Here is a 22,259-nt window from a genome sequence, read left to right as displayed (position 1 = left end):
CCCGGTGGGAGAAGTTTCGGAACAGGATGCTTTCCACCTCCGCCTTCCCCCTGATTCGCCCAGCTCAGCGCTCCCGAGCGGGCCTGGTGTCCGGTGCGATCAGGAACGAGATTCGCTCCATTACATTCTGCCGCTTGGTGTTGTGGAAGGACGCAATTTCCCAGCGACCGGCCTGGCGCACGAGCGTGTACGTCTGCGTCTTCGACAGATCCTCCGGCCGTTTGCGATCGCCCTTATAGGTATCGCCGCGACTGTTCACCACCGCGGTGTCCGCGCCGTAGAACCGGATGTCGAGGAACGAGTCGGCCAGCTCGGTGCCTTTGAGGAAACCGCCGAACAGCGCCCGGTGGCCCTCGGTCAGATCGGCGCGGCCCTGGTAGTGGGTGCCGACATAGCTGGTGTAGGTGGCGTTCTCGGCGAACAGGTTGCCGTAGGCGTCGGCGTCGCCGCGTCCCCAGGCCGCGGTCAGCTCGTCCAGGAGCGCGCACACCTCGTGCAGGGATTGGGGTGTCGCGGCGGGGCCGGACGGGGTGACGGTTTCGCATTCGGTGGTGCCGAGGTTGTGCACATCCGCGGTGTTGTCCAGCCAGAGGTAGCCGCCGCCGGCGGCGACGCCGAGGGTGATGACCGAGGCGGCGAGGACGCGGGTGACGGTGCGGCGGCGCTTGGTCTTGGGGGCGTTGATCTGAATGTCTTTGGTGTTCATGGCTTCTCCGTGAATGTCGGTGGGGGTGCTTTCAGCGCTGGGCGGCGGGGCGAGCGCCCGGGGCGAAGCGGAAGGTGAAGCGCTCCATCAGCTTCTTGCGCTTGGTGTTCTGGAAACTGGCGATCAGCCACCGGCCGTCCTGGCGGACCAGCGTGTAGGTCTGCACCTTGCCGAGCCGGTCCGGCGTCTTCGGGCTGCCCTTGTAGAGGTCGCCGCGGCTGTTGACCACCGCGGTGTCGGATCCGTAGAGGCGGATGTCCACCACGTCCTCGGCCATCTCGGTGCCCTTCAGGAAGCTGCCGAACAGGGCGCGATGGGATTCGACGATGTCCGCGCGGCCCTGGAAGAGGGTGCCGAACCAGGCGGTGTAGGTGGCGTCCGCGGTGAAGACCGCGCCGTACGCGTCGGCGTCGCCGCGACCCCAGGCCGCGACCATTTCGGTGAAGACGGCGCGGATTTCCTGGCGCTGCTGGTCGAGGTTGTTGCTGCTCATGATGACCTCCGTGATAGATTCTCTGCGTAGAAGAGCTTTCTTCTTTGAAGAAGTTTCTTCGTTGAGGAAGAGATTATGAGATGGAGGTCGGCCGTGTCAACACCTTCTGCGCGCTCGGATGCGAGCAAGGTCTACCAGCGGTATCTGAGTGCGGTCATGCTGCATGGACAGGCCGGGGCGCGGGCCGTCGACCTGGGCGCGACCGATCTGTACGCGCTGAACATCCTGGAGTTGACCGGGCCGATGACGCCGGGCGAGCTCGGCACGCGCAGCGGACTGACCACCGGTCCGACAACGCGGCTGATCGATCGGCTGGAAGCCGCGGGTTACGTACGCCGCGTGCCGGTGCCCGGTGACCGACGCAAGGTATTGGTCGAATTAGTAGGCACGCCAGCGGAATTGGACGAGGTGCTGGCACCCGCTCGCCGCCGGATCGGCGAGATCGTCGGCGGCTACACGCCCGAACAACGCGAGGTGCTGTTCGACTACTTCACCCGCGCCGCCGACGCATTCCGCGACGCGACCGAAGACTTGCGCACCGACTGACACCAGCGCGCCGCGCACGTTTCATCCCGCCGCGCACGAATTCGCCGACGATCTCACGCGCGGCAGGCTGATTCGTGCGCGGCGGGCCGCAATCGGCATCTCAGCGGACGGCGAGGGCGATGAACTGGGTGATCTGGTTGTCGGCGAAGTTGTTGTCGCTCACCAGGATCAGGGTGCGTTCGCCGGAGGGCAGGCGCGGGCCCCAGGTCATGCCTTCGACATTGTCGATATTGCGCAGGCCGACGTCGGCCAGGTCGACCAGCAGGCGCTTGGCGGCCGGACGCGCATTGCCGAGCGGGGCGTCGAGCACGTTGGTGGCGCCCCGCAGGTCGGCCTCGTAGATCCTGATCTTGTTGCCGACGCCGAAGACGAAGGAGCGTTCCAGCACAAGGACTTTCGCCGGATCGACCGGGTCGACGGCCAGGATCGAGGCGATGCCGTTCATGCCCAGGTCGGGCTGCGGCCGGGACTCGGCGAACACCGGCTCCATGGTGTACGGGTATTGCGCGAGCAGCTGACCGGTCCGGGTCTGCACGGTGATCCGCGAGGTCGCGCCCGCGGTCGTCGTCGCGAGCGGACCGTCTTGCAGCAGTGGGGCTTCCACCGAGGTCAGGAAGAGGGAACCACCGGCGGCGAACGTCGCGCCCTCCAGCGCCAGGTTCTGCCGGGGACCCGAATTCGGCTGCATCCGTTCGTTGTCCGGGATCGGCAGCTCGCCCGCGAAAGTTCCGTCGGGGCGGGTGATCCGGACCGAGGGGTCGGCCAGCACCGTGTCGGTGCGCTCGCCCTCCTGCGACCAGAAGTAGTCCCCGGACCACGGATCGATCCGAATCTCCTCGGGGTCCAGCGACTTCGGGCCGTACACGGTGCCGCCGGGAGTCAGCAGCGGCCGGGTGCCGGTGAATTCCACCGGGCCGAGGCCGTTTTCGCCGACCGCGAAGCGCGCGGTATAGAACCGGGCCGGGTTGCGCTCCGAACGGTCGTCGCTGATCAGCACGTAATCGCCGGTGCGCGAATCGAAATCGATGCCGGACAGGCCGCCGACCCTGGTGCCCTGGAAGTCCAGATCGTTGGGGATCACCTGCTCGCCGAGCAGCCGGACCGCGTGGCCCGACTCGGGCTCCGCGCCGGCCGGCGCCGCGGCCAGCGCCAGCGCGACGGCCGCGACCAGCAGGGTTTGCGCACGTCGTGCCTGTCCACGTCTCACGAAGACCACGCTATCCATAATGCGGTACCAACAGGTGAACAGCACCCGAATCCGCCGAACCACCCGTGAAACGGCGAAAGCCCGCCACCGCGAAACGCGGTGGCGGGCTTTACCGTTGGTGACTACTTACGCAGCGAGGCCGGAACCTCGAAGCGATCGCCGTAGGTCTTGGCGAGGTAGTCGGCGCGCTCGACGAACGCCGCCTGCCCACCCGGGTAACCGACTACGAACTGGTGCACGCCACCGGTCCAGGCCGGGTAGCCGATGCCGAAGATCGAGCCGATGTTGGCGTCGGCGGTGGTCTCCAGCACACCCTCGTCGAAACACTTCTGCGTCTCGATCGCCTCGATGAACAGCATGCGGTCGATCAGATCCTGCAGCGGCACGGTGAAGTCCGCCGTGGTCTTGAAGTGATCGCGCAGGCCCTGCCAGATGCCGGTGCGCTTGCCGTCTTCGTCGTACTCGTAGAAGCCGGCCTTCTCCAGGCGACCCGGACGACCCTCGGACACCAGGTAGTCGATGACATCCTGGGCCGGGTGCCGCTTCTTGCCCATGGTGGTGTCGCCGTGCTCGGCGGCCTCCTGGGTCTCCTTGGCGATCTTCTGCATGAGCTTGAGGTTCAGCTCATCCGACAGCTGCAACGGCGCGGCCGGGTAGCCCGCCTGCAGACCGGCCTGCTCGATGGTCGCGGGCTCGATGCCCTCGGTGAGCATGGAGATGGCCTCGTTGACGAAGGTGCCGATCACGCGCGAGGTGAAGAAGCCACGGCTGTCGTTGACCACGATCGGGGTCTTCTTGATCGCGAGGGTGTAGTCGAACACCCGGGCCAGCGCCTCGGGCGAGGTCTTTTCGCCCTTGATGATCTCCACCAGCGGCATCTTGTCGACCGGCGAGAAGAAGTGGATGCCGATGAAGTCTTCCTGGCGCTTCACACCGGCCGCGAGGCCGGTGATCGGCAGGGTCGAGGTGTTCGAGCCCAGCAGCGCGTCCGGGGTGACGATGTCCTCGATCTCCTGGAACACCTTGTGCTTGAGCTCGGTGTTCTCGAAGACGGCCTCGATCACGAAGTCCACGCCGTCGAAGTCCTTGGCGTCGGCGGACGGGGTGATCCGGTCCAGCAGCGCCTTGGACTTCTCCTCGGTGGTCTTGCCGCGGGAGAGGGCCTTGGCCTCAATCTTCTCCGAGTAGTTCTTGCCGCGCTCGGCCGCCTCGATGGTGACGTCCTTGAGCACGACCTGGTAGCCCGCCTTGGCGGAGACGTACGCGATGCCCGCGCCCATCATGCCCGCGCCCAGCACGCCGATCTTCTTGATGTCCTTCTTCGGGACATCGTTGGGCCGCGAGCCACCGTTGTTGATGGACTGCAGGTCGAAGAAGAACGCCTGGATCATGTTCTTCGCGACCGGGCCGGTGAGCAGGTGCACGAAGTAGCGCGACTCGATCAGCGACGCGTTGTCGATGTCGACCTGCGCGCCCTCGACCGCGGCGGACATGATCGCCCGCGGGGCCGGCATGTTGGTGCCCTTGAGCTGCTTACGCAGGTTGGCCGGGAACGCGGGCAGGTTCGCCGCGAAGGCCGGGGTGGACGGGGTGCCACCGGGGATCTTGAAGCCCTTCTTGTCCCACGGCTGCACGCCACCCTCGGGGTTGGCCTTGATCCAGGCCTTGGCCGCGGGGACCAGTTCCTCGATCGAGCCGACGACCTCGTTGATCAGGCCGATTTCCTTGGCCTTGCCCGGGCGGTACTTGTTGCCCTGCAACAGCACCTGCATCAGGGCGTTCTGCAGGCCGAGCATGCGCACGGTGCGGGTGACGCCGCCACCGGCGGGCAGCAGGCCGAGGCTGACCTCGGGCAGGCCGAGCTGCACGCCCGGCACGTCGGCGGCGATCCGGTAGTGGGTCGCCAGGGTGATCTCCAGGCCACCGCCGAGCGCGGCGCCGTTGATCGCGGCGACGACCGGCTTGCCCAGGGTCTCCAGGCGGCGCAGCGCGTCCTTGATGGTGAAGAGTTCGTCCATCACGCCCTGGCCGTCGTCCGGCCCGACCTTGATCATGTTCTTCAGGTCGCCGCCGGCGAAGAAGGTCTTCTTCGCCGAGGTCAGCACCACGCCGGTGATGTTGTCCTTCTCGGCCTCGAGCTTCTCGACGGTCGCGGTCATCGACGTCTTGTACAGCTCGTTCATCGTGTTGGCGCCCTGGTTCGGGTCGTCCATCGTCAGCGTGACGATGCCGTCCGAATCCTGCTCCCAACCGATCATGTTGGTTTCGCTCACAGCTCTGTGTCTCCTTGAATTCTCAGCTGCCGGTTGGGTTTAGACGCGCTCGATGATGGTCGCCACGCCCATGCCGCCGCCGATGCACAGGGTGATCAGGGCGTAGCGGCCGTTGCGGCGCTCCAGCTCGTCGACCATGGTGCCGGTGATCATCGCGCCGGTGGCACCCAGCGGGTGGCCCATCGCGATCGCGCCACCGTTGACGTTCAGCTTCTCGTCCGGGACGTTCAGGTCCTTCTGGAACTTCAGCACCACCGAGGCGAACGCCTCGTTGATCTCGACGAGGTCCATGTCCTCGATCGTCAGGCCCGCCTTGGCCAGCGCCTTCTTGGCGGCCGGGGTGGGGCCGGTCAGCATGATGGTGGAGTCGGCGCCGCTGGTCGCGGTCGCGACGACGCGCGCACGCGGGGTCAGGCCGGACGCCTTGCCCGCCTCTTCGGTGCCGACCAGCACCAGCGCGGCGCCGTCGACGATGCCCGAGCTGTTGCCGCCGTGGTGCACGTGGTTGATCTTCTCGACGAAGTAGAACTTCTGCAGCGCGACCGCGTCGAAGCCGCCCATCTCACCGATCACGGCGAAGGACGGGTTGAGCTTGGCCAGGTCCTCGGCGGTGGTGCCGGGACGCATGTGCTCGTCCTTGTCCAGCACGACGATGCCGTTCTGGTCCTTGACCGGAACAACCGACTTGGCGAAGTAGCCGCCGGTGGTGGCCTTGGCGGCCAGCTCCTGCGAGCGCACCGCGTAGGCGTCGACGTCATCGCGGCTGAAGCCCTCGATGGTGGCGATCAGGTCGGCCGAAACACCCTGCGGCACAAAGTAGGTGTCGTAGTTGGTGGCCGGGTCCAGCGCCCACGCGCCGCCGTCGGAGCCCATCGCCACGCGGGACATGGACTCGACGCCGCCGGCCAGGACCAGGTCGTCGAAGCCGGAGCGCACCTTCTGCGCGGCCAGGTTGACGGCCTCGAGGCCGGAGGCACAGAACCGGTTGAGCTGGAAGCCGCCGACGGTGTCCGGCAGGCCGGCCACGGTCACCGCGGTGCGGGCGATGTCCATGCCCTGGTCACCGACGGGGCTGACGACACCAAGGATCAGATCCGAGATCCGGTCTTCGTCGAGGTTCGGGAAGCGGCCGCGCAGCTCCTGGATCAGACCAACAGTCAAGTCGATCGGCTTGACCGAATGCAGCGAGCCGTTCTTCTTGCCGCGGCCGCGCGGAGTGCGGATGGCCTCGTAAATGTAGGCCTCTGTGGTCATATCGGAGTGTTCCTTCCTTAAAGGTGCGGCGGCCGGACGTCGTCCGTCCGAGCGCTCTGTGCGGCTACCCCGCGCGATGCGGGGTAGCCGCGGGTAACCTCGCCGACCGGTCCCGCGACCGACCGTCCTGACGCTGTACAAAACGCGGCATGCGACGGCGGACGCAGGTTCCGATCGCCCATACGCCTGGGCATACCATAGAACCTCGTCGTACCGGAGCTCACGGCCACCCGTTCATACTACCGTGGTGTGCGAACTCCGGTTAACTTAACGTCCTGGCGGCGGTGGTTGTCAACCACTCAGCCGTGTGGCCCCCAGCTCACTCTTCAGCAATTCGAGGGCAGCCTCGTCGGGGTCGCGCCGATCCTCGGGCGCCACCGGCACCGCCGCGGCGCGAATCATCTCCTCTTCGTCCTCGGGCGTGGTCTCCGGTACCACCCCGCCACCTGCCTCGTTGCCGACCGTGGGCTGCGCCGACTCGGGCGGCGCGGAATCAAAAGGGCCGGGATCGTCCGGTAGATCGGGAAAATCGGGCGGCGGAATATCGTCGTCGCCGAACGGGCGCGGCTTGTTCGCGCCGCCCGCCGGGTCCGCGGCAGCGGCGTTCTTGGCCTGGCTCGGCCGCGAGAAACGCGGCGGCGCAGGCGCATCCGTGCCGCGCGCGGGCGCGTTGCCGGATTCACGCGCGGCCGGCTGCCCGGCCCCGCGCTGCGGCTTCGCCTGCCCACCGCCCCGCGGTGTCGCCGCAGGTCGCGCCGCGCCGCCGCCGGCCTCCCAGCGCACATCGTGCGCCCGACCGAGGACCGCGTGCACCGCCGAGCGCACCGCGTCCAGGTTGCGCGGATCCGAGAGCCGCTGGGCCAGCGGCGCGTGCTGATGGGCGAAGACGATCGTGTCGCCTTCGATGCGGGAGACCGAGGCGCCGGCCAGCATCGCCTGCACGGCGGCGCCGAACTCACGCACCTTGGCGCGGATGTCCGCCCAGGCAGCCTCGACCTCGCGCAGCAGGTCCGCGTTCGGGGCGGTCGACGGTTCCGGTTCGGCGACCGGATCGGGCTGCACCGCAGCGGGCGGCGCGGCGGCCGGTTCGACAGGAGCCTGCTCGGCAACCTCCCGGATAACCGATTCCACTCCGGAAAACGCCTGCACCGGTTCGCGTTCGGGCTCATCCGCGGCCGGTACCGGCTCGGGCGAACCGGCCGGAACTTGCTCCGGCGCGGCCGCGGGCGGTACGGAAGACGCTGCGGGGCTGACGGATTCGGGCTGCGCCGGAGTCGATGCGCCCGACTGTTCGAACGCGGTATCCGACGCCGCGGCGATCGGATCTGCGCCGGTGACAGCGGGCACGGCTGCGCCGATCTCAGCGGTATCGCGGGCCGTCGCCGCCGACGCTCCGTCCGTTGAAGCATCCTGACCCGCGGCACTCGCCGAGGCGGTGCCGGAGTTCGAAGCACCCGATTCGGTCCGGACAGCATCGGCCGGTGCCGCTTCGGCCGCCGCGACAACCGGCTCGTGGCGGGTCTGCGCAGCACCCACATCGCTCGCAGTCGTCGCGGGCGGGGCGGCCGTCGTTGTAGACCCGGCAGTACCCGGGCTGCCCGCGTTCTCCGGCGCGCCGCCGGACGATCCAGCAGTCTCCCGGCGGATGGCGGCCAACGCCTCCGCGCCCCGGCGACGGGTCGACTCGGGCGAGCTGGAAATAGGAGCGGGCCTGGACACAGCCGCCACGGCCGCATCCGCGGGCGCGGAGCCCGACGAGGCCGCGGGCAACGGCGCGACGGCCCCGCCGGCGAATCCGCGTTCGAGCCGCTCCAACCGCTGCAACGTGGCGGATTCGGCATCCGAGACCGACGGCAGGAGCATCCGCGCACAGACGACCTCGAGCAGCAGCCGCGGCGACGTCGCGCCGCGCATTTCCCCGAGCGCCTCGTGCAGCAGTTCCGCATAACGCGCCAACGTGGCCGGACCGAGCCGCCCGGCCTGATCACGCATCCGATCGAGGACATCCCCCGGCCCGGAGACCAGCGCGCGCTCGATCGCGTCGGGCACCGCGCGCATCAGGATCAGATCGCGCAGCCGCTCGAGCAGGTCGACGGCGAACCGGCGCGGGTCGTGCCCCGCCTCCATCACCCGGTCGACCGTGCCGAACAGCTCCGCGCCGTCGTTGTTTGCCAGCGCGCCGATCGCGTCGTCGATCAGCGCGACGTCGGTGACGCCGAGCAGCGAGACCGCCCTGGAGTAGGTGACGCCCTCGGGTCCCGCACCGGCCAGCAGCTGGTCGAGCACGCTGAGGCTGTCGCGCGGGGAACCACCGCCGGCGCGAATCACCAAGGGGTACACCGCCTCTTCGACGGTCACCTGCTCCTGGTCGCAGATCTTGCCGAGCAGGCCGCGCATGGTGGCGGGCGGCAGCAACCGGAACGGGTAGTGGTGGGTGCGCGAGCGGATGGTCGGCAGCACCTTGTCCGGCTCGGTGGTGGCGAAGATGAAGATCAGGTGGGCCGGCGGCTCCTCGACGATCTTCAGCAGCGCGTTGAAGCCGGCCGTGGTGACCATGTGCGCCTCGTCGACGATGAAGACGCGGTAGCGGGATTCGGCGGGCGCGTAGAAGGCGCGGTCGCGCAGTTCGCGGGTGTCGTCGACGCCGCCGTGGCTCGCGGCGTCGAGTTCGATCACGTCCAGATTGCCGGGCCCGCCCGGGCCGAGCGCGATGCAGGACGGACAGACGCCGCACGGCTTCGAGGTCGGCCCCTGCACGCAGTTCAGCGAGCGCGCGAGGATGCGCGCGGACGAGGTCTTGCCACAGCCGCGCGGGCCGGAGAACAGGTAGGCATGACTGATCCGGCCGGTGTCCAGGGCGGTGCTCAGTGGGTCGGTGACGTGCTCCTGACCCACTACCTCAGCGAACGTTGCCGGTCGGTACTTCCGGTACAGAGCCACGGCCAGAGGTTACCGGCGCGCACCGACAAAGAACATTCGCGCTGACCGCCGGGCCCGGCGCGGCGGAACACCAACAGCGGAGACCCCTTGAATGTGATCCAAATCACAAGATTCTGCGGCCCTTATTAACCCCCACTGACCGATAGCAACAGCGGCAACGCATGAGCTATCGCTGACGAAGCACCGGTCGATCGCGGGAAATTACCGCCCAATTCCCCCATGTAGACCGGAAAATATGTACTCATGCCCCGATTTACCGCAGGTTTGTGGAGATAACGAAAGCGTCAACGAGGGTGACACCGACGCAATCGGCTGGCTACCGTGGCAATCGGCAACTTCGGTAGCCAAACCTTCATCAGGTTGGTTGCCCCGGCCGGTCCCTCATCCCGACCGGGGCACAACCAAAGTTCCCGCACCGCCGAGTTCCAGCGCAGCCGAGTTCCACATCCATCGGAGGAACTTCTCACCGTGCAAAAGCCTGATGACATCGCCACCGCGTTGCTTTCCAGCACCGACTTCGCCGGCGATCGTTCCGCGGTCGATCTGCTGAGCCGCGCGATCAGCCCGCAGGACTTCGCGCTCAAACGCGACTCCCTCCCGGTTGCCGCCACCGCCGATCCCGCCACCTCCGCCGCCATCCTCGAGCTGCTCGAACGCGGCCAGGTGCCGACCATGGCCGCGATCCGCACCCTCACCGCGCAGAACGAGATGCGCCGCGAGGCCGAACGCATCGAGCGCCTCGGCCGCCGCGCCCAGCGCAGCATCGACGACTTCGGCCGCGCGCTGGCCACCCTGGCCGACGCCCACTGGACCGCGCACGGCATCGGCCCGACCCGCCGCGACGTGCTGTCCTCCGAGCAGGTCATGACGCTGATCCGCACCCGCATCGGCGACATCGCCCCGTCGGCGGTGAAACACCTCTGGCTGATCGAGCGCGCCCAGCGGGCCGGCTGGATCGCCTCCAACGCCAACGCCGGATCGCTGTGCGCCGGTCGCCGTTTCCACTCCGACCAGTACGGCAACCGAGTCTCGCTGCGCCCGGTCAACACCATCGGCACCGCGGTCGCCGCCTACCTCGGCGACTACCTGACCGAGCACGAGCGCGCCCCGCGCTGGTCCACCGTCGCCCAGGAACTGCGCGACGATCGCGGCCGCCGGATCTTCCACAACACCGCCGACGCCCGCGCCCAGGAACTCTGGCTGACCACCGCCGAATGGGTGGCCATGCGCGACGATCTGCCCGTTCCCGGCAAGCGCGGCCAGCGCGCGGTGGCCCGCAAGTCCCGCGCCTGAACGGTCCCGCTCAGCGGCCGTATTCGGCAAACATCCCATGTCCGAACCGGCGCGCGACTCGTAGACCAGCGCAAATCCGGCGGTGAGCATTCGGTAATTTCCTTGCAACGCATATCGCGTGGAAGGAGCTTCCCGTGTCCACATCCCTGGATCCCGCGGCCACCGCCTGGCTGCTCGTCAGCACGGCCCTGGTGCTGCTGATGACCCCGGCGCTCGCGCTGTTCTACGGCGGGATGGTGCGCTCGACCGGCGTGCTCAACATGCTGATGATGAACTTCATCGCGATCCCGCTGGTGACCGTCGCCTGGCTGCTGTTCGGCTACAGCCTGGCCTTCAGCGACGACGCCGGCGGCGGGCTGATCGGCAACCTCGACCACCTGGCCATGACCGGCATCGACCCGACCACCCTGCACGGCGCGGTACCGGAACTGCTGTTCGCCACCTTCCAGCTGACCTTCGCGATCCTGACCGCGGCACTGGTCAGCGGCGCGATCGCGGACCGGGCGAAATTCGCCGCGTGGATGATCTTCGTGCCGGTGTGGGCGCTCGCCGTCTACGCCCCGATCGCGCACTGGGTATGGGGTCCGGACGGCTGGCTGGCCTCGTTCGGCGCGCTGGACTACGCGGGCGGCCTGGTGGTCGAGATCGCCTCCGGCGCTTCGGCACTCGCGCTCGCCCTGGTGCTCGGCCCGCGCATCGGTTTCAAGACGGACGCGATGCGCCCGCACAACCTGCCGTTCGTGCTGCTCGGCGCGGGCCTGCTGTGGTTCGGCTGGTTCGGCTTCAACGCCGGGTCGGCGCTGTCCGCGAATGGCGTTGCGGCAGCGGTCTTCCTGAACACGCTGGTGGCCGGCTGCCTGGGCATGCTCGGCTGGCTCGCGGTCGAGCAGATCCGCGACGGCAGGCCGACCACCTTCGGTGCGGCGTCCGGCGCGGTGGCCGGTCTGGTCGCGATCACCCCGTCCTGCGGCTCGGTGAACACGCTCGGCGCGCTGATCGTCGGGCTCACCGCCGGCGTGGTGTGTTCGTTCGCGGTCGGCTGGAAATTCAAAGCGGGCTATGACGATTCGCTCGACGTAGTCGGCGTGCACTTCGTCGGCGGCATCGTCGGCACGGTGCTGATCGGCCTGCTCGCCACCCAGGTGATGACCGGCGGCGTCGAGGGTCTGTTCTTCGGCGGCGGGCTGGCGCAGCTCGGCAAGCAGTTGGTCGGGGTGCTGGTGGTCGCGGCGTACGCGTTCGTGGTGACCTTCCTGCTCGGCAAGCTCATCGATCGCACCCTCGGCTTCCGGGTCAGTCAGGAAGAAGAGACGGCGGGCATCGACTTCGCGCTGCACGCCGAGACCGCCTACGCCGAGGGCGTGCACGGCCATGCCCCGCGGCGGTTCGGCGAGGGGCATTTCGGCCAAGGCCACCTGGGTGACCGGGATCACTGATCGCATGGCGGCTCCCTCTATCGACACCGAGGTAACGGCGTTACGCTAACGTCGTTAACCCACTGCGCCGAGCAAGGGAGCCGCGCGTGCTGATCCGGATCGCACAGATCGTCACCCGATATCCGCGGGCGATCCTGCTCGCCGCCGCCGCGCTCGCGATCCTCTGCGGGGTGTTCGGCGCGACGGCGGCGGCGCATTTGAAGTCCGCCGGATTCACCTCGCCGGACGCCGAGTCCTCCCAGGTCGCGCGGTTGCTCGCGGACAATTTCGACGGGGCCGCGCCGAACTACGTGCTGCTGGTCAGCTCGGATTCGGGCGCCGACGCACCAGCCACCCGCGCGGTCGGCCTGCACCTGACCGACACGCTGCGCGCCCGCCCGGATGTCAAAGGCGTGCAGTCGTATTGGACCGCGCCGCCCGCGGTGGCCTCCGCGCTGCGCAGCACCAGCGGCAAGGAAGCGCTGGTCTTCGCCTACCTGACCGGCGACGACACGCAGTCCCAGGAGACCGCGGGCGCGCTCACCGAGCAACTGACCGGAACCACCGACGGCATCACCGTCCGGCAGAGCGGCACCGCCGCCGTATTCCACGACGTGAACAAGCAGATCACCCACGACCTCGCCCTCGCCGAAGGCGTCGCGATCCCGGTGTCGCTGCTCGTGCTCGTGCTGGTGTTCGGCAGCCTGATCGCCGCCGCGCTGCCGCTGACCGTCGGCATCTTCGCCATCCTCACCACGCTGGCCATCCTGCGGATGTTCACGCTGATCACCGACGTGTCCATCTACGCGCTGAACATGACCACCGCGATGGGTCTGGCGCTGGCCATCGACTACAGCCTGTTCATCGTCAGCCGGTATCGCGAGGAGCTGGCCAACGGCCTCGAACCGGTGGCCGCGACGATCCGCGCCGTGCAGACCGCGGGCCGCACCGTGCTGTATTCCGCACTGACGGTTGCGCTTTCGCTGGCCGTGCTGAGCATCTTCGACATCTACTTCCTGCGGTCGTTCGCCTACGCCGGGGTCGCGGTGGTCGCGGCGGCGGCCGCGGCGGCGATCCTGATCCTGCCCGCGGCGCTGGTGCTGCTCGGGCACCGGGTGAATTCGCTCGACATCCGAGTTCCGTTGCGGCGCTTGTTCGGTCGTTCGGCCCCTGATCCGATGCAGCCGCCGGTACCGGAGCAGAGCTGGTGGTATCGGATGGTGACCTGGGTGACCGGGCATTCCATCCCGGTCGCGCTGATCCTCGTCGCACTGTTCCTCGCGCTCGGATCGCCGTTCCTCTCCGTGAAATTCGGCTATCCCGACGACCGGGTGCTGCCGACCACCGCCGCCACCCGCCAGGTCGGCGACGTGCTGCGCGCGGAATTCCCGGCGGCCAACGCGGGCAACAACACCACCGTCGTCCTGGACGGATATCAAGGCGGCCCAGGGCCGATCGGCGACTACGCCAAGGGATTGTCCAAGGCGGACGGCGTTTCGGCGGTGCTGTCCAGCGCCGGCGTCTACATCAAGGGCGGCCGGGTCGCCAACGGTCCGGCCGGAATGGCAAACGGCACCGGCGAATACATCAATGTGGCGACCCGCGTCGACCCGTTCTCCCCGGCGGGTGAGGCACAGTTGCGCGAACTGCGCGCCGTGCCCGCACCGGGGCAGACGCTGTTCGGCGGCGGCGCGGCGGTCAATGCCGACGCCCTCGACTCGCTCGGCAAGCGGCTGCCGCTGGCCGTCGCGCTGATCGCGCTCGCCACCTTCGTGGTGCTGTTCCTGTTCACCGGCAGCCTGATCCTGCCGCTGAAAGCCATTGTGCTCAACACACTTTCGCTGTGTGCCGCGTTCGGCGCGATGGTCTGGATCTTCCAGGACGGGCACCTGTCCGGCCTGCTCGGCTTCACTCCGGTCGGCTACATGACGCCGACCATGCCGATCCTGATGTTCTGCCTCGCGTTCGGCATGTCGATGGACTACGAGGTGTTCCTGCTCTCCCGTATCCGCGAGGAATGGCTCGCCTCCGGTCGCGTGGTCGACGGCGTCGTCGTGCGCACCGCCGAGGACAACGTGCACGCGGTCGCCGTCGGCGTCGCCCGCACCGGCCGGATCTTCACCGCCGCGGCCGTGCTCATGGCCATCGTGATGGGCGCGATGGTCACCTCGAAGGTGTCGTTCATCCAGCTGATGGGCCTCGGCCTCACCCTGACCGTGCTCGCCGACGCCACCCTCATCCGCACCATGCTCGCGCCCGCCCTGATGAAGCTGATGGGTACCTGGAATTGGTGGGCGCCCGCGCCGCTGGCCCGGCTGCACGCCCGAATCGGGTTGAGCGAACACGCCGATCCCGATCCCAGCGAGCGCGTGCTGGCCGGGCGCGAATGATCGGAGCACGCAGGTCGCGGTCCGCCCGCGGCACCGGCGCCCAGCTGCGCACCGAAATCCTCGACGCGGCACGGGAATTGCTGGCCCGCACCGGGCACGCCGATGCGGTATCGATTCGCGAGATCAGCAAGCTGGTCGGCGTGAGCGCCCCCTCGATCTACCGGCATTTCGCGGACAAGGACGCGCTCATCGAGGCCGTGGTCGTGCAGGTCTTCGAGGACCTGGACGCCGCGATCGTCGCCGAGACCGATCCGTCCGTCTCGCCGATCACCCGGCTGTGTCAGCAGGGGCTGGCGTATGTCCGGTTCGCCAGGGAGCACCCCGAGCAGTATCGGCTGGCGACCGTGCCGACCATGTCCGTCGGCGCGGTGGATCAGGTGCTCGGCAGCGGTGCGTTCCAGCACTTTTCGCAGACGGTGCAGGAATGCATGGACGCGGGCGTGATCACTCCCGGCGACCCGATGCCGGTCGTGCTCGATCTCTGGGCCGCCGCGCACGGAATCGCGTCGCTGCTGATCGCGAAGCCCTACATTCCGTGGGGCGATACCGAGGTGGTGGCCAATCGGGTGCTGCGCGCGGCGTGCGTCGGCCATGTGGTGGTGGACATGATCGGCGCCGATACCGAGCCGGACGAGTTCGCCGCCTGGGTGAGCGAGCTGCGCCGCGACCGCTGAGCCGTCGCGGATTGGAATCTGCCTGCGTTTTTCCCTCGTTATCCAGGACTTTCTCCTCGATGCTTTGCCTCGACAGCTCCACCTAGATGAGGGATCGCAGTACATGAGGATGAGGAAGCTTGCCGTGGTCGCGGCATTGGTGACCATGGCGACCGGAGTTGCCGCTGGCACTTCCGTCGCCGCACCGCCGGCCAACGATGATCCGGTGAATTTCACCGCCCATGCCACCGACGCGTCGTCGATCATCACCACCGACTCCGGGTCGATCGTGGTCGAGGACGACACCTTGAAGATCAAGGCGGCCAACGGCACCGTCGTCGCCGGCACCCCGCTGAAGTTCCGCATCGACGACTTCGAACTCCCGATCGCGGCCGACATCGCGGGCCACACCGCGACGCTGACCCCGCAGCTCGATCCGGCGAAGGCCACCTACAAGCCGGTCGCGCTGCCGTTCGAGGACAAGGCCCCGTGGAAGACCGAGTACGACCGTGAGCAGGCTGCCTGGAGCCGGCTGACCAGCACCATCTCCATGGGTGCCACCATCGGCACCCTGGTCGGCGGCCTCGGCGGCGCGGCGGTTGGTTGCGTCCTGGGCGGCGCGCTCGGCGGCACGATTGTCGGCGGCACCATCGTCGGCCTCTTCGGTCCGTTCGTCGGCGGCATCATCGCCGGCTGCCTCGCGGGCGCCGCCGCCATCGGTGCGCTCGGTGTGATCGGCGGTCAGATCTTCGTCACCGCCCCGGTCGCGATCGGTGCGGCGATCCAGTACTTCACCACCATCAACCAGCCCTTCGTGGCGCCGAAATAGCTCGCGGTCGCCACTGCCGCGACAAAGCCCCGCCCAGCATCCTCTCGCCTGGGCGGGGCTTTTTCGTGCGCGAGCAGGGCGGGCGATGCCCGACTTCCTCGAGCCGTGACCTGGGAAAACACTGTGTGCGACAACACAGCGGCGGTTTGAGGCTTGGTGAGTTGCGGTCACCGGTGTTAATTTCATTTACATGTCTGCTGGCCGATCGAACGCGCTGCGGGTCACCTATGTGACCGCCGCGCTGGGTCTTCGGTTGCCGCTGACGCGCGAACTGTGTTGTCGCCCTTGCTGCAGCTGAGCTGTTCTTCCAGCTCGTTTGCTGCCTAGTCGCCCATGTAGGCACGTCCCGCCAGGCGCGGGACCTCGGCAAGGAATCTTCACCATGTCCCTTCCTACCCTTGAACGATCCGTCGCCAGGACCGCAGGCGGCCGCATCCGGGTCCAGCGTCCAGTGGTCGCCCCTGAACTGCGCATCGCCGACAACCCGGCGGCCGCGGTTCTGCGCTCCGCCACCGGTGGCCCGGTCTCGCGCGACAATGCCGCACGCTCGACGGGTCTGAGCATCGCCACGGTCAACCGACAGGTGTCCGCGCTGCTTGCCGCCGGTTTGCTCCGCGAACGTCCCGACCTCACCGCCTCGGGCGCGGTCGGACGTCCGCGGGTGCCCTTCGAGATCGACCACGAGGCGTACCTGACCCTCGGCATCCACATCGGCGCCGCGGTCACCAAGATCGTGGCGGCCGACCTGCGCGGCCGCATCCTCGGCGGCCTGGCCATCGCCACCCCGCAGACCGGCCAGGAATTCGCCACCACCACCGTCGCCCGCAGCGCCAAGGCGTTCCTGCAGCGGTGGCATCGGCGCAAGCCGCTCTGGGCCGGCGTCGCCATCGGCGGCCGGGTCGATCCGCTCACCGGCGTGGTCGACCATCCCAAGCTGGAGTGGCAGGGCGCGCAGATCGGCGCCGTGCTCGGCGAGGTGCTCGAGCTGCCCGTGTCGGTGGCGCCGCACGTCGAGGCGATGGCGGCCTCGGAGTTGTTGCTGCCCACCATCGAATCGCGCGACGCCGCCAACGGACGCGTCGCCGGTCCGGAACGCGGCAGCAGCCTGTACTTCTACGTCCGCGAAACCGCCGGTGTCGCGGTAACCCTGGACGGTCGCGTGCACACCCCGAGCAACGGCCCCGGCTCGATCGCGCACCTGCCGACCGGCTCCGACGTCGAATGCACCTGCGGCAGGCGCGGTTGCCTCGAGGTGACCGTCGGCGATCGTTCGCTGCACTCGCGGGCCGTCGGGCGCGGAATCATCCCCGCGCACAACGGAACCGCGGGCTCGACCATCCTCGACCTGTACCGTGCGGCCGAGTCGGGCTCGGAGCCGGCCCGCGAGCTGCTCGCCGAGCGGGCCACCATCCTCGGGCACACCGTGGCCATGGTCCGCGACATGCTCAACCCCGACCGGGTGATCCTCGGCGGGCAGGCCTTCACCGGCTACCGCCCGGCCGTCGCGCACGTGGCTCGCGCATTCAACCAGGGCTCCTCCCTCCCGCCCACCGACATCCGGATCAGCGGCTTCGGCGGCAAGGTTCAGGAATTCGCGGCGGTGGTCACGTCACTGAGCGTGCTCTACGCGGACCCGCTCGCCGCTATTCGCCGAACCACGTTGAGCGACTGAGGGTTCAGCTCAGCAGTTGCTGAGCGTTGCCGCCGAGGACCAGTTCGCGGACTTGTGGCGAACGGGTCGCTCGCTCGACGGTCAGGCGTGCCGTGACCGGGTCTCCGTAGGGCACATCCGAGCCGAACAGGGTGCGCTCGGGGATCTCGGCGATGGCGATGCGGACGGCGAAAACGATACTGGCGGTGGACAGTTCGAGGTACATGCTCGGGGTGTCGCGGACCAGCTCGATGGCGTCCATCCAGTGCGCTCCGCCGAGCTGAGACACCACGAGCGGTACCTGTGGATAACTTCGCGCCAGGTCGGCCAGGGTGTGCAGGTCGGCGGCGGTGGTGGGCGCGGCGCCGTGCACGACCACGGGGAGCCCACCGTGGTCGGTCGCCGCGCGCAGTACCGGCTCGAGCAGCGCCGCCTGACCTGACGGCGGGGTCAGCTCACCGATACCGCGCAGCCCGCGGCCGACCACATCGCGGTCGACCAGCAGGCCGACGTCCGGTGCGTCCAGCGGCACCGAGCCGAACCCGATGAACCGGTCCGGGTACGCGGTGAGCGCCGCATCCAGCTCACGCCAGGCGATCTCGCGGGCCTCGTTGCCGCCCCCGGCCAGCGCCCGGTACAGCAGGTCCATCTCCTGCCGCAGCTCCGCCAGGTCTCGGGCGCGCTCCGGATGCGGCCGGGACATGAACAGCACGGTCTTGTCCACACCCGCCTCGTCGAGCAGCGCGATGTGGTCCTCGACCGGAACGTGTACGTGGCTGTGTGCGTCGATGATCAACGGTCCTCCTCAGGAATCGAGTTGCACCGCCGAGTGTTGATCCCTGACACCATGGGAAGGTCAAATCATGCTGATCGGTGAGCTGGCGGAGCGCACCGGCATCAGCGAACGCCTACTGCGCTATTACGAGCGCGTCGGCCTGCTCTCCGCCGAACGCCGCAGCAACGGTTACCGCGAGTACGACGAGGACGCCGAACACCGCGTCACCCAGATCCGCGCCCTGCTCGCCGTCGGCCTCCCGACCCGCGCCATCGCCCGACTTCTCCCCTGCACCAGTGCGGACGGCGCCCTCCGCGCCTGCCCCGGCGTCCTCCCCACCCTCCAGGACCGCCTGGCCGAATTGGACCGCCGCGCCGCCGAACTGGCCACCGCCCGCGACCTGCTCCGCCACGCCATCCTGGACACCGAACGCTCAGTCCAGGACTGAACAGTCAAGTGCTGGGTCAGCGGTGGGGGTCGCCTGCGGTCGAGAACAGCCCTTCCAGGGCGGTGATGAAGAACGGGAAGTGCCCGGCGAAGCGTTGCAGGTTGCGGTCGCGGTCGAAGCCGCCGAACCAGTAGAGGCCGGGTTGGGAGTCGGCGGAGGGGTTCAGGTCGCGGAAGGCGCGGATCCAGTTGTCGGCGCGGCCGCCGATCACCATGAAGGGCAGCGCGCGGGAGAAGACGGTCTCCTGGTCGATCGGCGGAACCTGTTCCCGCCTGGTCGATTCCAGGCCGCGCTGAAGTGCCCGGATCTGACCGGTCAGCGCGACGCCGTGGGTGGTCCGGACGGGCAGGTACTTCGGCAGCAGCACGGTGGCGATGCCGGCGAGCGCGATCGCGACACCGACGAGCGCGTGACCGGAGGTGAGGGCCAGCGCGACGGTCGCGATAACGCCGGCGACGATCAGCGCACCGCCCAGCGCCATCGCCAGGCCGGGGCGGCGACGGTCGATGAAGGTGCCGCGGGTGACCGCGTCGGCGATCAGCGCGGTGCGTACCGGTCCGGACTGCACCCGTCCCGGCGCACGCAGTTCGGTGATCGTCGCGGCGTCCGTGCCGTCGGGCAGCAGCGCCCGGTAAACGGCCTTCTCGTAGTCCCGCAACTGATCATCGGGCGTGTTGACCCGGGTGATCCGCCAGTCGGTCTCCCCGAGCGGCGTCACCCAGATGTAGCGGCGCACAGCAAGATCCACCACCGTCGCGGCGATATCGACCGGATCGACATGCTCGTCCAGCAGCAGCCCCGCCTCACCGGGCAGCACCCCGTCCGGCGAGGTGAACTGCACCCGCTCGCCATCGCGCACCAGCGGATCGATCGTCGCCGAACCGGCTCCGGCAGCGGCATTCTGACGGCGCGCGCGCAGCACGAAGGCGACCAGCCCGGCCAGCGCGAGCAGCAGCACCCCGAACGCGACGAGCACCGGTGTGGTGATCCCGAACGGTCCGGCAGCGCCGGTGTCGCGCACGTCCGCATTGCTCGGCACACTGCCCGGCGGCAGTTGCAGGGTGAGATCGATCGCATCACCCTTCTTCAGGTCGGTCTGCTCCAGATGGAGCACGCCGTCCACCTCGGTCTTCACGTCGGCGCACGGCCGGGTGTTGCCGGGCGGCCCGAGTTTGCAGTCCACGATGCCCATTTCGAAGCTCGGGCTGATCAACGTGGCGCTGATCGACGCGATATCGCTGCCCATCACGCCGAGCCAGTTGAACACCTGGCTGCCCGGTACGTCGTTGACCAGGTTGTGCACCGAATAGGTGAACGTCGACGTACCCGGCTTCGCCTCGATGGTGAATTGATCGTTCGCCACCGTCGCCGTGCCGGCCCCCTTGGTGTCGACGTCGGTGACCTTGAAATAGCGTTCGACGTCGTCACTCACCTTCAGCCGCAACGGCAGCGACATCCGGAACGAACCGTCGGCCGGCACCTCGACCTGTTCGACCACCTCGAGTACGCCCTCGCGGCTGAGCTTCAGATCGGCGATGATGGAGACACCGCTCGGGGCGGGCTGGGTGTGGGCGATCGGGGCGGTCGCGAGCAATCCCACGGTGGCGAGCAGCAGCGCGCCTACGGCGCCCCCCCGAAAAGTCAGCATGGCTGCCTACTTTAGACAGCTTGCTATTCTGCGTCATCGGCTGTCGGTGATCATTGAGACGAGGGGGTACGGGGGCGTGACCCAACCACCGTACGGATACGGACCGGTTCCGCCTGGTGGGCGACCGGTTCCGCCCCCGCCTGGGTACGGTCAGCCTGCGCCCGGCTACGGGCCGCCGCCGGGATACGGTCCGCCACCCGGATATGGACCACCGCCGGGTTACGGACAGCAGCCGGGCTATGGGCAACAGCCCGGGTACGGACAGCAGCCGGGCTACCAACAGCCGGGATATGGTCCGCCACCTGGATATTCGCCGCCCGGGTACGGTCCGCCGCCCGGACATCGCGCACCGCCGCCGATGCCGTACGGCCCGCCCGGACGTCCGCCGCACACGCCGCGTCGCAGGTCCGGTGGTGGCGGCGCGTGGATCGCCGTGCTGGTCGTCGTGGTCTTCCTGGTCGCCGGCGGCCTGGTCCGCAACGCCATATCCACCGGCAAGAACGACAACAACGCGACCGGTCCCGCCCCGAGCCTCACCTTCGCCCCCGACGGCGCGGTCGGCCCCGCCGAGACCGGCGCCAACCCGCTGCTGGCCGACCCGAATGCGACGCTCATCCCTTCGCGCTGCGCGTACTCCCCGTGGGGCACCGACGTGGACGCCGCACGCAAGTTCTTCGACAGCGCCGCCGGCTGCCTCGAGGCGGCCTGGAAACCGGTGCTGCAGAAGGCGAATCTGCCGTTCACCGCGCCGTCGCTGAACGTGAGCGCGACCACCACCGGCATCACCACCCCGTGCACCGGCTCGACCAGCAACTTCGCCGCCTTCTACTGCCCGGCGAACAAGACCATCTACATGCCGATCAGCCAGCTGCAGACCGACTTCTTCAAGAACAACTGGATCGTCTACCTGTCGGTCTTCGCCCACGAGTACGGCCACCATGTGCAGGCCATGTCCGGCATACTGCGCAAGGCCAACAGCGACCGCGCCGACGCGGGCCCGCGCAGCACCCGAGGCCTCGAGCTGTCGCGCCGAGTCGAGTTGCAGGCCAACTGCTTCGACGGCATGTACCTGAACTCGTCCTCCGGCGCCGGCTCGCTCACCAACTCGCAGCTCAACCTCGCGCGCAAAGATGCCTACGGGCGCGGCGACCAAGCCGGCGACATGCGCGACCACGGCACCTCGGAAAACGGCGGCCAATGGTTCGAGACGGGTTTGGACAAAAACCGTGCCGCCCAATGCAATACCTTCACCGCCTCGGCCTCGGCCGTCAGCTAGCGGTTCAGGCGGGCCGCGGCCCCTGCACCTCGTCGGCGAACGGCGAGCTCGGCCGGCGCGCGTAGGTGTACTCCGGCGCCACGGTGATCACGTCGCACACCTGCACCAGTTCGCCGGGCACGTCCCCGTCGAAATGTGCTGCGCTGGGCACGATCACGGCATCCGTGCCGAGCCGCCGTGCGACGTTCATCAACCGCCCGACGGTGTCCTCGGTCTCCGCGCCGAACACCACCGTCTTGGATAGGTCGTACCCGAACCGCTGTGCCAGACTGCGGATCAGCACCTCATCCCACTGCTGCCGCGCGCCGGAAACATCTCGACGCAAATACCCCACTGCTGCTGGACGTCGCCTCATCAGACCGCTCCCTTCCGCCCAACACCCTCCCGGCAAAGCGCCGACCCCGGCAATGCCCGACCACTGCCAGTCCCCCGCCACTGCACCGAATTTCGCCGGAATCCGCG

General features: G+C 68.5%; 18 protein-coding genes. 9 read left to right on the top strand and 9 right to left on the bottom strand.

What is annotated here, in order from left to right:
* Positions 1-64: 64 nt before the first annotated feature.
* Together F3087_RS06140 and F3087_RS06135 are read right to left on the bottom strand one after the other, a co-directional pair.
* Positions 65-706: an SgcJ/EcaC family oxidoreductase gene (locus tag F3087_RS06140; RefSeq protein ID WP_150400715.1), complete on the bottom strand. Its 642-nt coding sequence runs from the start codon at positions 704-706 to the stop codon at positions 65-67.
* A 31-nt stretch (positions 707-737) separates the two neighbouring features.
* Entirely contained in the window at positions 738-1,199 is a 462-nt protein-coding gene (locus tag F3087_RS06135) for an SgcJ/EcaC family oxidoreductase (RefSeq protein WP_150400714.1), read from the bottom strand.
* Between the two features lie 93 nt (positions 1,200-1,292).
* Here F3087_RS06135 and F3087_RS06130 point away from each other — a divergent pair, with 93 nt between their 5' ends.
* On the top strand, positions 1,293-1,745 hold the full coding sequence (locus F3087_RS06130) for a MarR family winged helix-turn-helix transcriptional regulator (protein WP_223884847.1): 453 nt from the start codon (positions 1,293-1,295) through the stop codon (positions 1,743-1,745).
* A gap of 100 nt (positions 1,746-1,845) precedes the next feature.
* Here the strand turns inward: F3087_RS06130 and F3087_RS06125 are convergent, their stop codons facing one another.
* The 4 genes from F3087_RS06125 to F3087_RS06110 all read right to left on the bottom strand — a co-directional run bounded on the left by F3087_RS06125 (position 1,846) and on the right by F3087_RS06110 (position 9,419).
* Positions 1,846-2,952: an esterase-like activity of phytase family protein gene (locus F3087_RS06125; RefSeq protein ID WP_223884846.1), complete on the bottom strand. Its 1,107-nt coding sequence runs from the start codon at positions 2,950-2,952 to the stop codon at positions 1,846-1,848.
* Between the two features lie 122 nt (positions 2,953-3,074).
* The gene (locus F3087_RS06120; protein WP_150400711.1) at positions 3,075-5,225 is read right to left on the bottom strand and encodes a 3-hydroxyacyl-CoA dehydrogenase NAD-binding domain-containing protein; all 2,151 of its coding nucleotides are present in this window, start codon (positions 5,223-5,225) and stop codon (positions 3,075-3,077) included.
* 39 nt (positions 5,226-5,264) lie between these two features.
* Complete coding sequence (locus F3087_RS06115) at positions 5,265-6,479, bottom strand: acetyl-CoA C-acetyltransferase (RefSeq protein WP_150400710.1); 1,215 nt, start codon at positions 6,477-6,479, stop codon at positions 5,265-5,267.
* Between the two features lie 291 nt (positions 6,480-6,770).
* Positions 6,771-9,419 carry a DNA polymerase III subunit gamma and tau gene (locus F3087_RS06110; protein WP_150400709.1) on the bottom strand — a complete coding sequence of 883 codons (2,649 nt, stop codon included), beginning with the start codon at positions 9,417-9,419 and terminating at the stop codon, positions 6,771-6,773.
* Between the two features lie 468 nt (positions 9,420-9,887).
* On the opposite strand from F3087_RS06110, the gene F3087_RS06105 reads away from it, so the two are divergent.
* The 6 genes from F3087_RS06105 (at position 9,888) to F3087_RS06080 (ending at position 17,671) form a co-directional block, all read left to right on the top strand.
* Entirely contained in the window at positions 9,888-10,712 is an 825-nt protein-coding gene (locus F3087_RS06105) for a hypothetical protein (protein ID WP_150400708.1), read from the top strand.
* A gap of 134 nt (positions 10,713-10,846) precedes the next feature.
* The gene (locus F3087_RS06100) at positions 10,847-12,148 is read left to right on the top strand and encodes an ammonium transporter (protein WP_150400707.1); all 1,302 of its coding nucleotides are present in this window, start codon (positions 10,847-10,849) and stop codon (positions 12,146-12,148) included.
* 86 nt (positions 12,149-12,234) lie between these two features.
* Positions 12,235-14,517 (top strand): MMPL family transporter, encoded by a 2,283-nt coding sequence (locus F3087_RS06095; RefSeq protein WP_150400706.1) that lies wholly within the window; start codon positions 12,235-12,237, stop codon positions 14,515-14,517.
* Complete coding sequence (locus F3087_RS06090) at positions 14,514-15,191, top strand: TetR/AcrR family transcriptional regulator (protein WP_150400705.1); 678 nt, start codon at positions 14,514-14,516, stop codon at positions 15,189-15,191. Before F3087_RS06095 ends, F3087_RS06090 begins: the two co-directional genes overlap by 4 nt.
* Positions 15,192-15,294: 103 nt before the next feature.
* Positions 15,295-15,999, top strand: a complete 705-nt coding sequence (locus F3087_RS06085; protein WP_150400704.1) for a hypothetical protein — start codon at positions 15,295-15,297, stop codon at positions 15,997-15,999.
* Positions 16,000-16,381: 382 nt separating this feature from the next.
* Positions 16,382-17,671, top strand: coding sequence for an ROK family transcriptional regulator (locus tag F3087_RS06080; RefSeq protein WP_150400703.1), 1,290 nt, complete (start codon positions 16,382-16,384; stop codon positions 17,669-17,671).
* Between the two features lie 4 nt (positions 17,672-17,675).
* On the opposite strand, the gene F3087_RS06075 is transcribed toward F3087_RS06080, so the two are convergent.
* On the bottom strand, positions 17,676-18,446 hold the full coding sequence (locus F3087_RS06075) for an amidohydrolase family protein (protein ID WP_150400702.1): 771 nt from the start codon (positions 18,444-18,446) through the stop codon (positions 17,676-17,678).
* A 67-nt stretch (positions 18,447-18,513) separates the two neighbouring features.
* Here F3087_RS06075 and F3087_RS06070 point away from each other — a divergent pair, with 67 nt between their 5' ends.
* Positions 18,514-18,873, top strand: coding sequence for a MerR family transcriptional regulator (locus tag F3087_RS06070; protein ID WP_150400701.1), 360 nt, complete (start codon positions 18,514-18,516; stop codon positions 18,871-18,873).
* A 16-nt stretch (positions 18,874-18,889) separates the two neighbouring features.
* Here the strand turns inward: F3087_RS06070 and F3087_RS06065 are convergent, their stop codons facing one another.
* The gene (locus F3087_RS06065) at positions 18,890-20,521 is read right to left on the bottom strand and encodes a DUF2207 family protein (RefSeq protein WP_150400700.1); all 1,632 of its coding nucleotides are present in this window, start codon (positions 20,519-20,521) and stop codon (positions 18,890-18,892) included.
* Between the two features lie 358 nt (positions 20,522-20,879).
* On the opposite strand from F3087_RS06065, the gene F3087_RS06060 reads away from it, so the two are divergent.
* Positions 20,880-21,797 (top strand): neutral zinc metallopeptidase, encoded by a 918-nt coding sequence (locus tag F3087_RS06060; RefSeq protein WP_150400699.1) that lies wholly within the window; start codon positions 20,880-20,882, stop codon positions 21,795-21,797.
* 4 nt (positions 21,798-21,801) lie between these two features.
* On the opposite strand, the gene F3087_RS06055 is transcribed toward F3087_RS06060, so the two are convergent.
* Positions 21,802-22,152 (bottom strand): hypothetical protein, encoded by a 351-nt coding sequence (locus tag F3087_RS06055; RefSeq protein ID WP_150400698.1) that lies wholly within the window; start codon positions 22,150-22,152, stop codon positions 21,802-21,804.
* Positions 22,153-22,259: the final 107 nt, after the last annotated feature.

The organism is Nocardia colli (assembly GCF_008704205.1).
Taxonomy (GTDB): domain Bacteria; phylum Actinomycetota; class Actinomycetes; order Mycobacteriales; family Mycobacteriaceae; genus Nocardia; species Nocardia colli.
The sequence above is the reverse complement of the archived record's forward strand: the minus strand, read 5'-3'. Positions and strand labels throughout refer to the sequence as shown.

Excerpts from the sequence above, each read along its gene's own strand:
- F3087_RS06090 (WP_150400705.1), top strand. The coding sequence starts at position 14,514 with ATGATCGGAGCACGCAGGTCGCGGTCCGCCCGCGGCACCGGCGCCCAG.
- F3087_RS06085 (WP_150400704.1), top strand. The coding sequence starts at position 15,295 with ATGAGGATGAGGAAGCTTGCCGTGGTCGCGGCATTGGTGACCATGGCG.
- F3087_RS06115 (WP_150400710.1), bottom strand. The coding sequence starts at position 6,479 with ATGACCACAGAGGCCTACATTTACGAGGCCATCCGCACTCCGCGCGGC.
- F3087_RS06060 (WP_150400699.1), top strand. The coding sequence starts at position 20,880 with ATGCCGTACGGCCCGCCCGGACGTCCGCCGCACACGCCGCGTCGCAGG.
- F3087_RS06070 (WP_150400701.1), top strand. The coding sequence starts at position 18,514 with ATGCTGATCGGTGAGCTGGCGGAGCGCACCGGCATCAGCGAACGCCTA.
- F3087_RS06055 (WP_150400698.1), bottom strand. The coding sequence starts at position 22,152 with ATGAGGCGACGTCCAGCAGCAGTGGGGTATTTGCGTCGAGATGTTTCC.
- F3087_RS06135 (WP_150400714.1), bottom strand. The coding sequence starts at position 1,199 with ATGAGCAGCAACAACCTCGACCAGCAGCGCCAGGAAATCCGCGCCGTC.
- F3087_RS06080 (WP_150400703.1), top strand. The coding sequence starts at position 16,382 with ATGTCCCTTCCTACCCTTGAACGATCCGTCGCCAGGACCGCAGGCGGC.
- F3087_RS06065 (WP_150400700.1), bottom strand. The coding sequence starts at position 20,521 with ATGCTGACTTTTCGGGGGGGCGCCGTAGGCGCGCTGCTGCTCGCCACC.
- F3087_RS06140 (WP_150400715.1), bottom strand. The coding sequence starts at position 706 with ATGAACACCAAAGACATTCAGATCAACGCCCCCAAGACCAAGCGCCGC.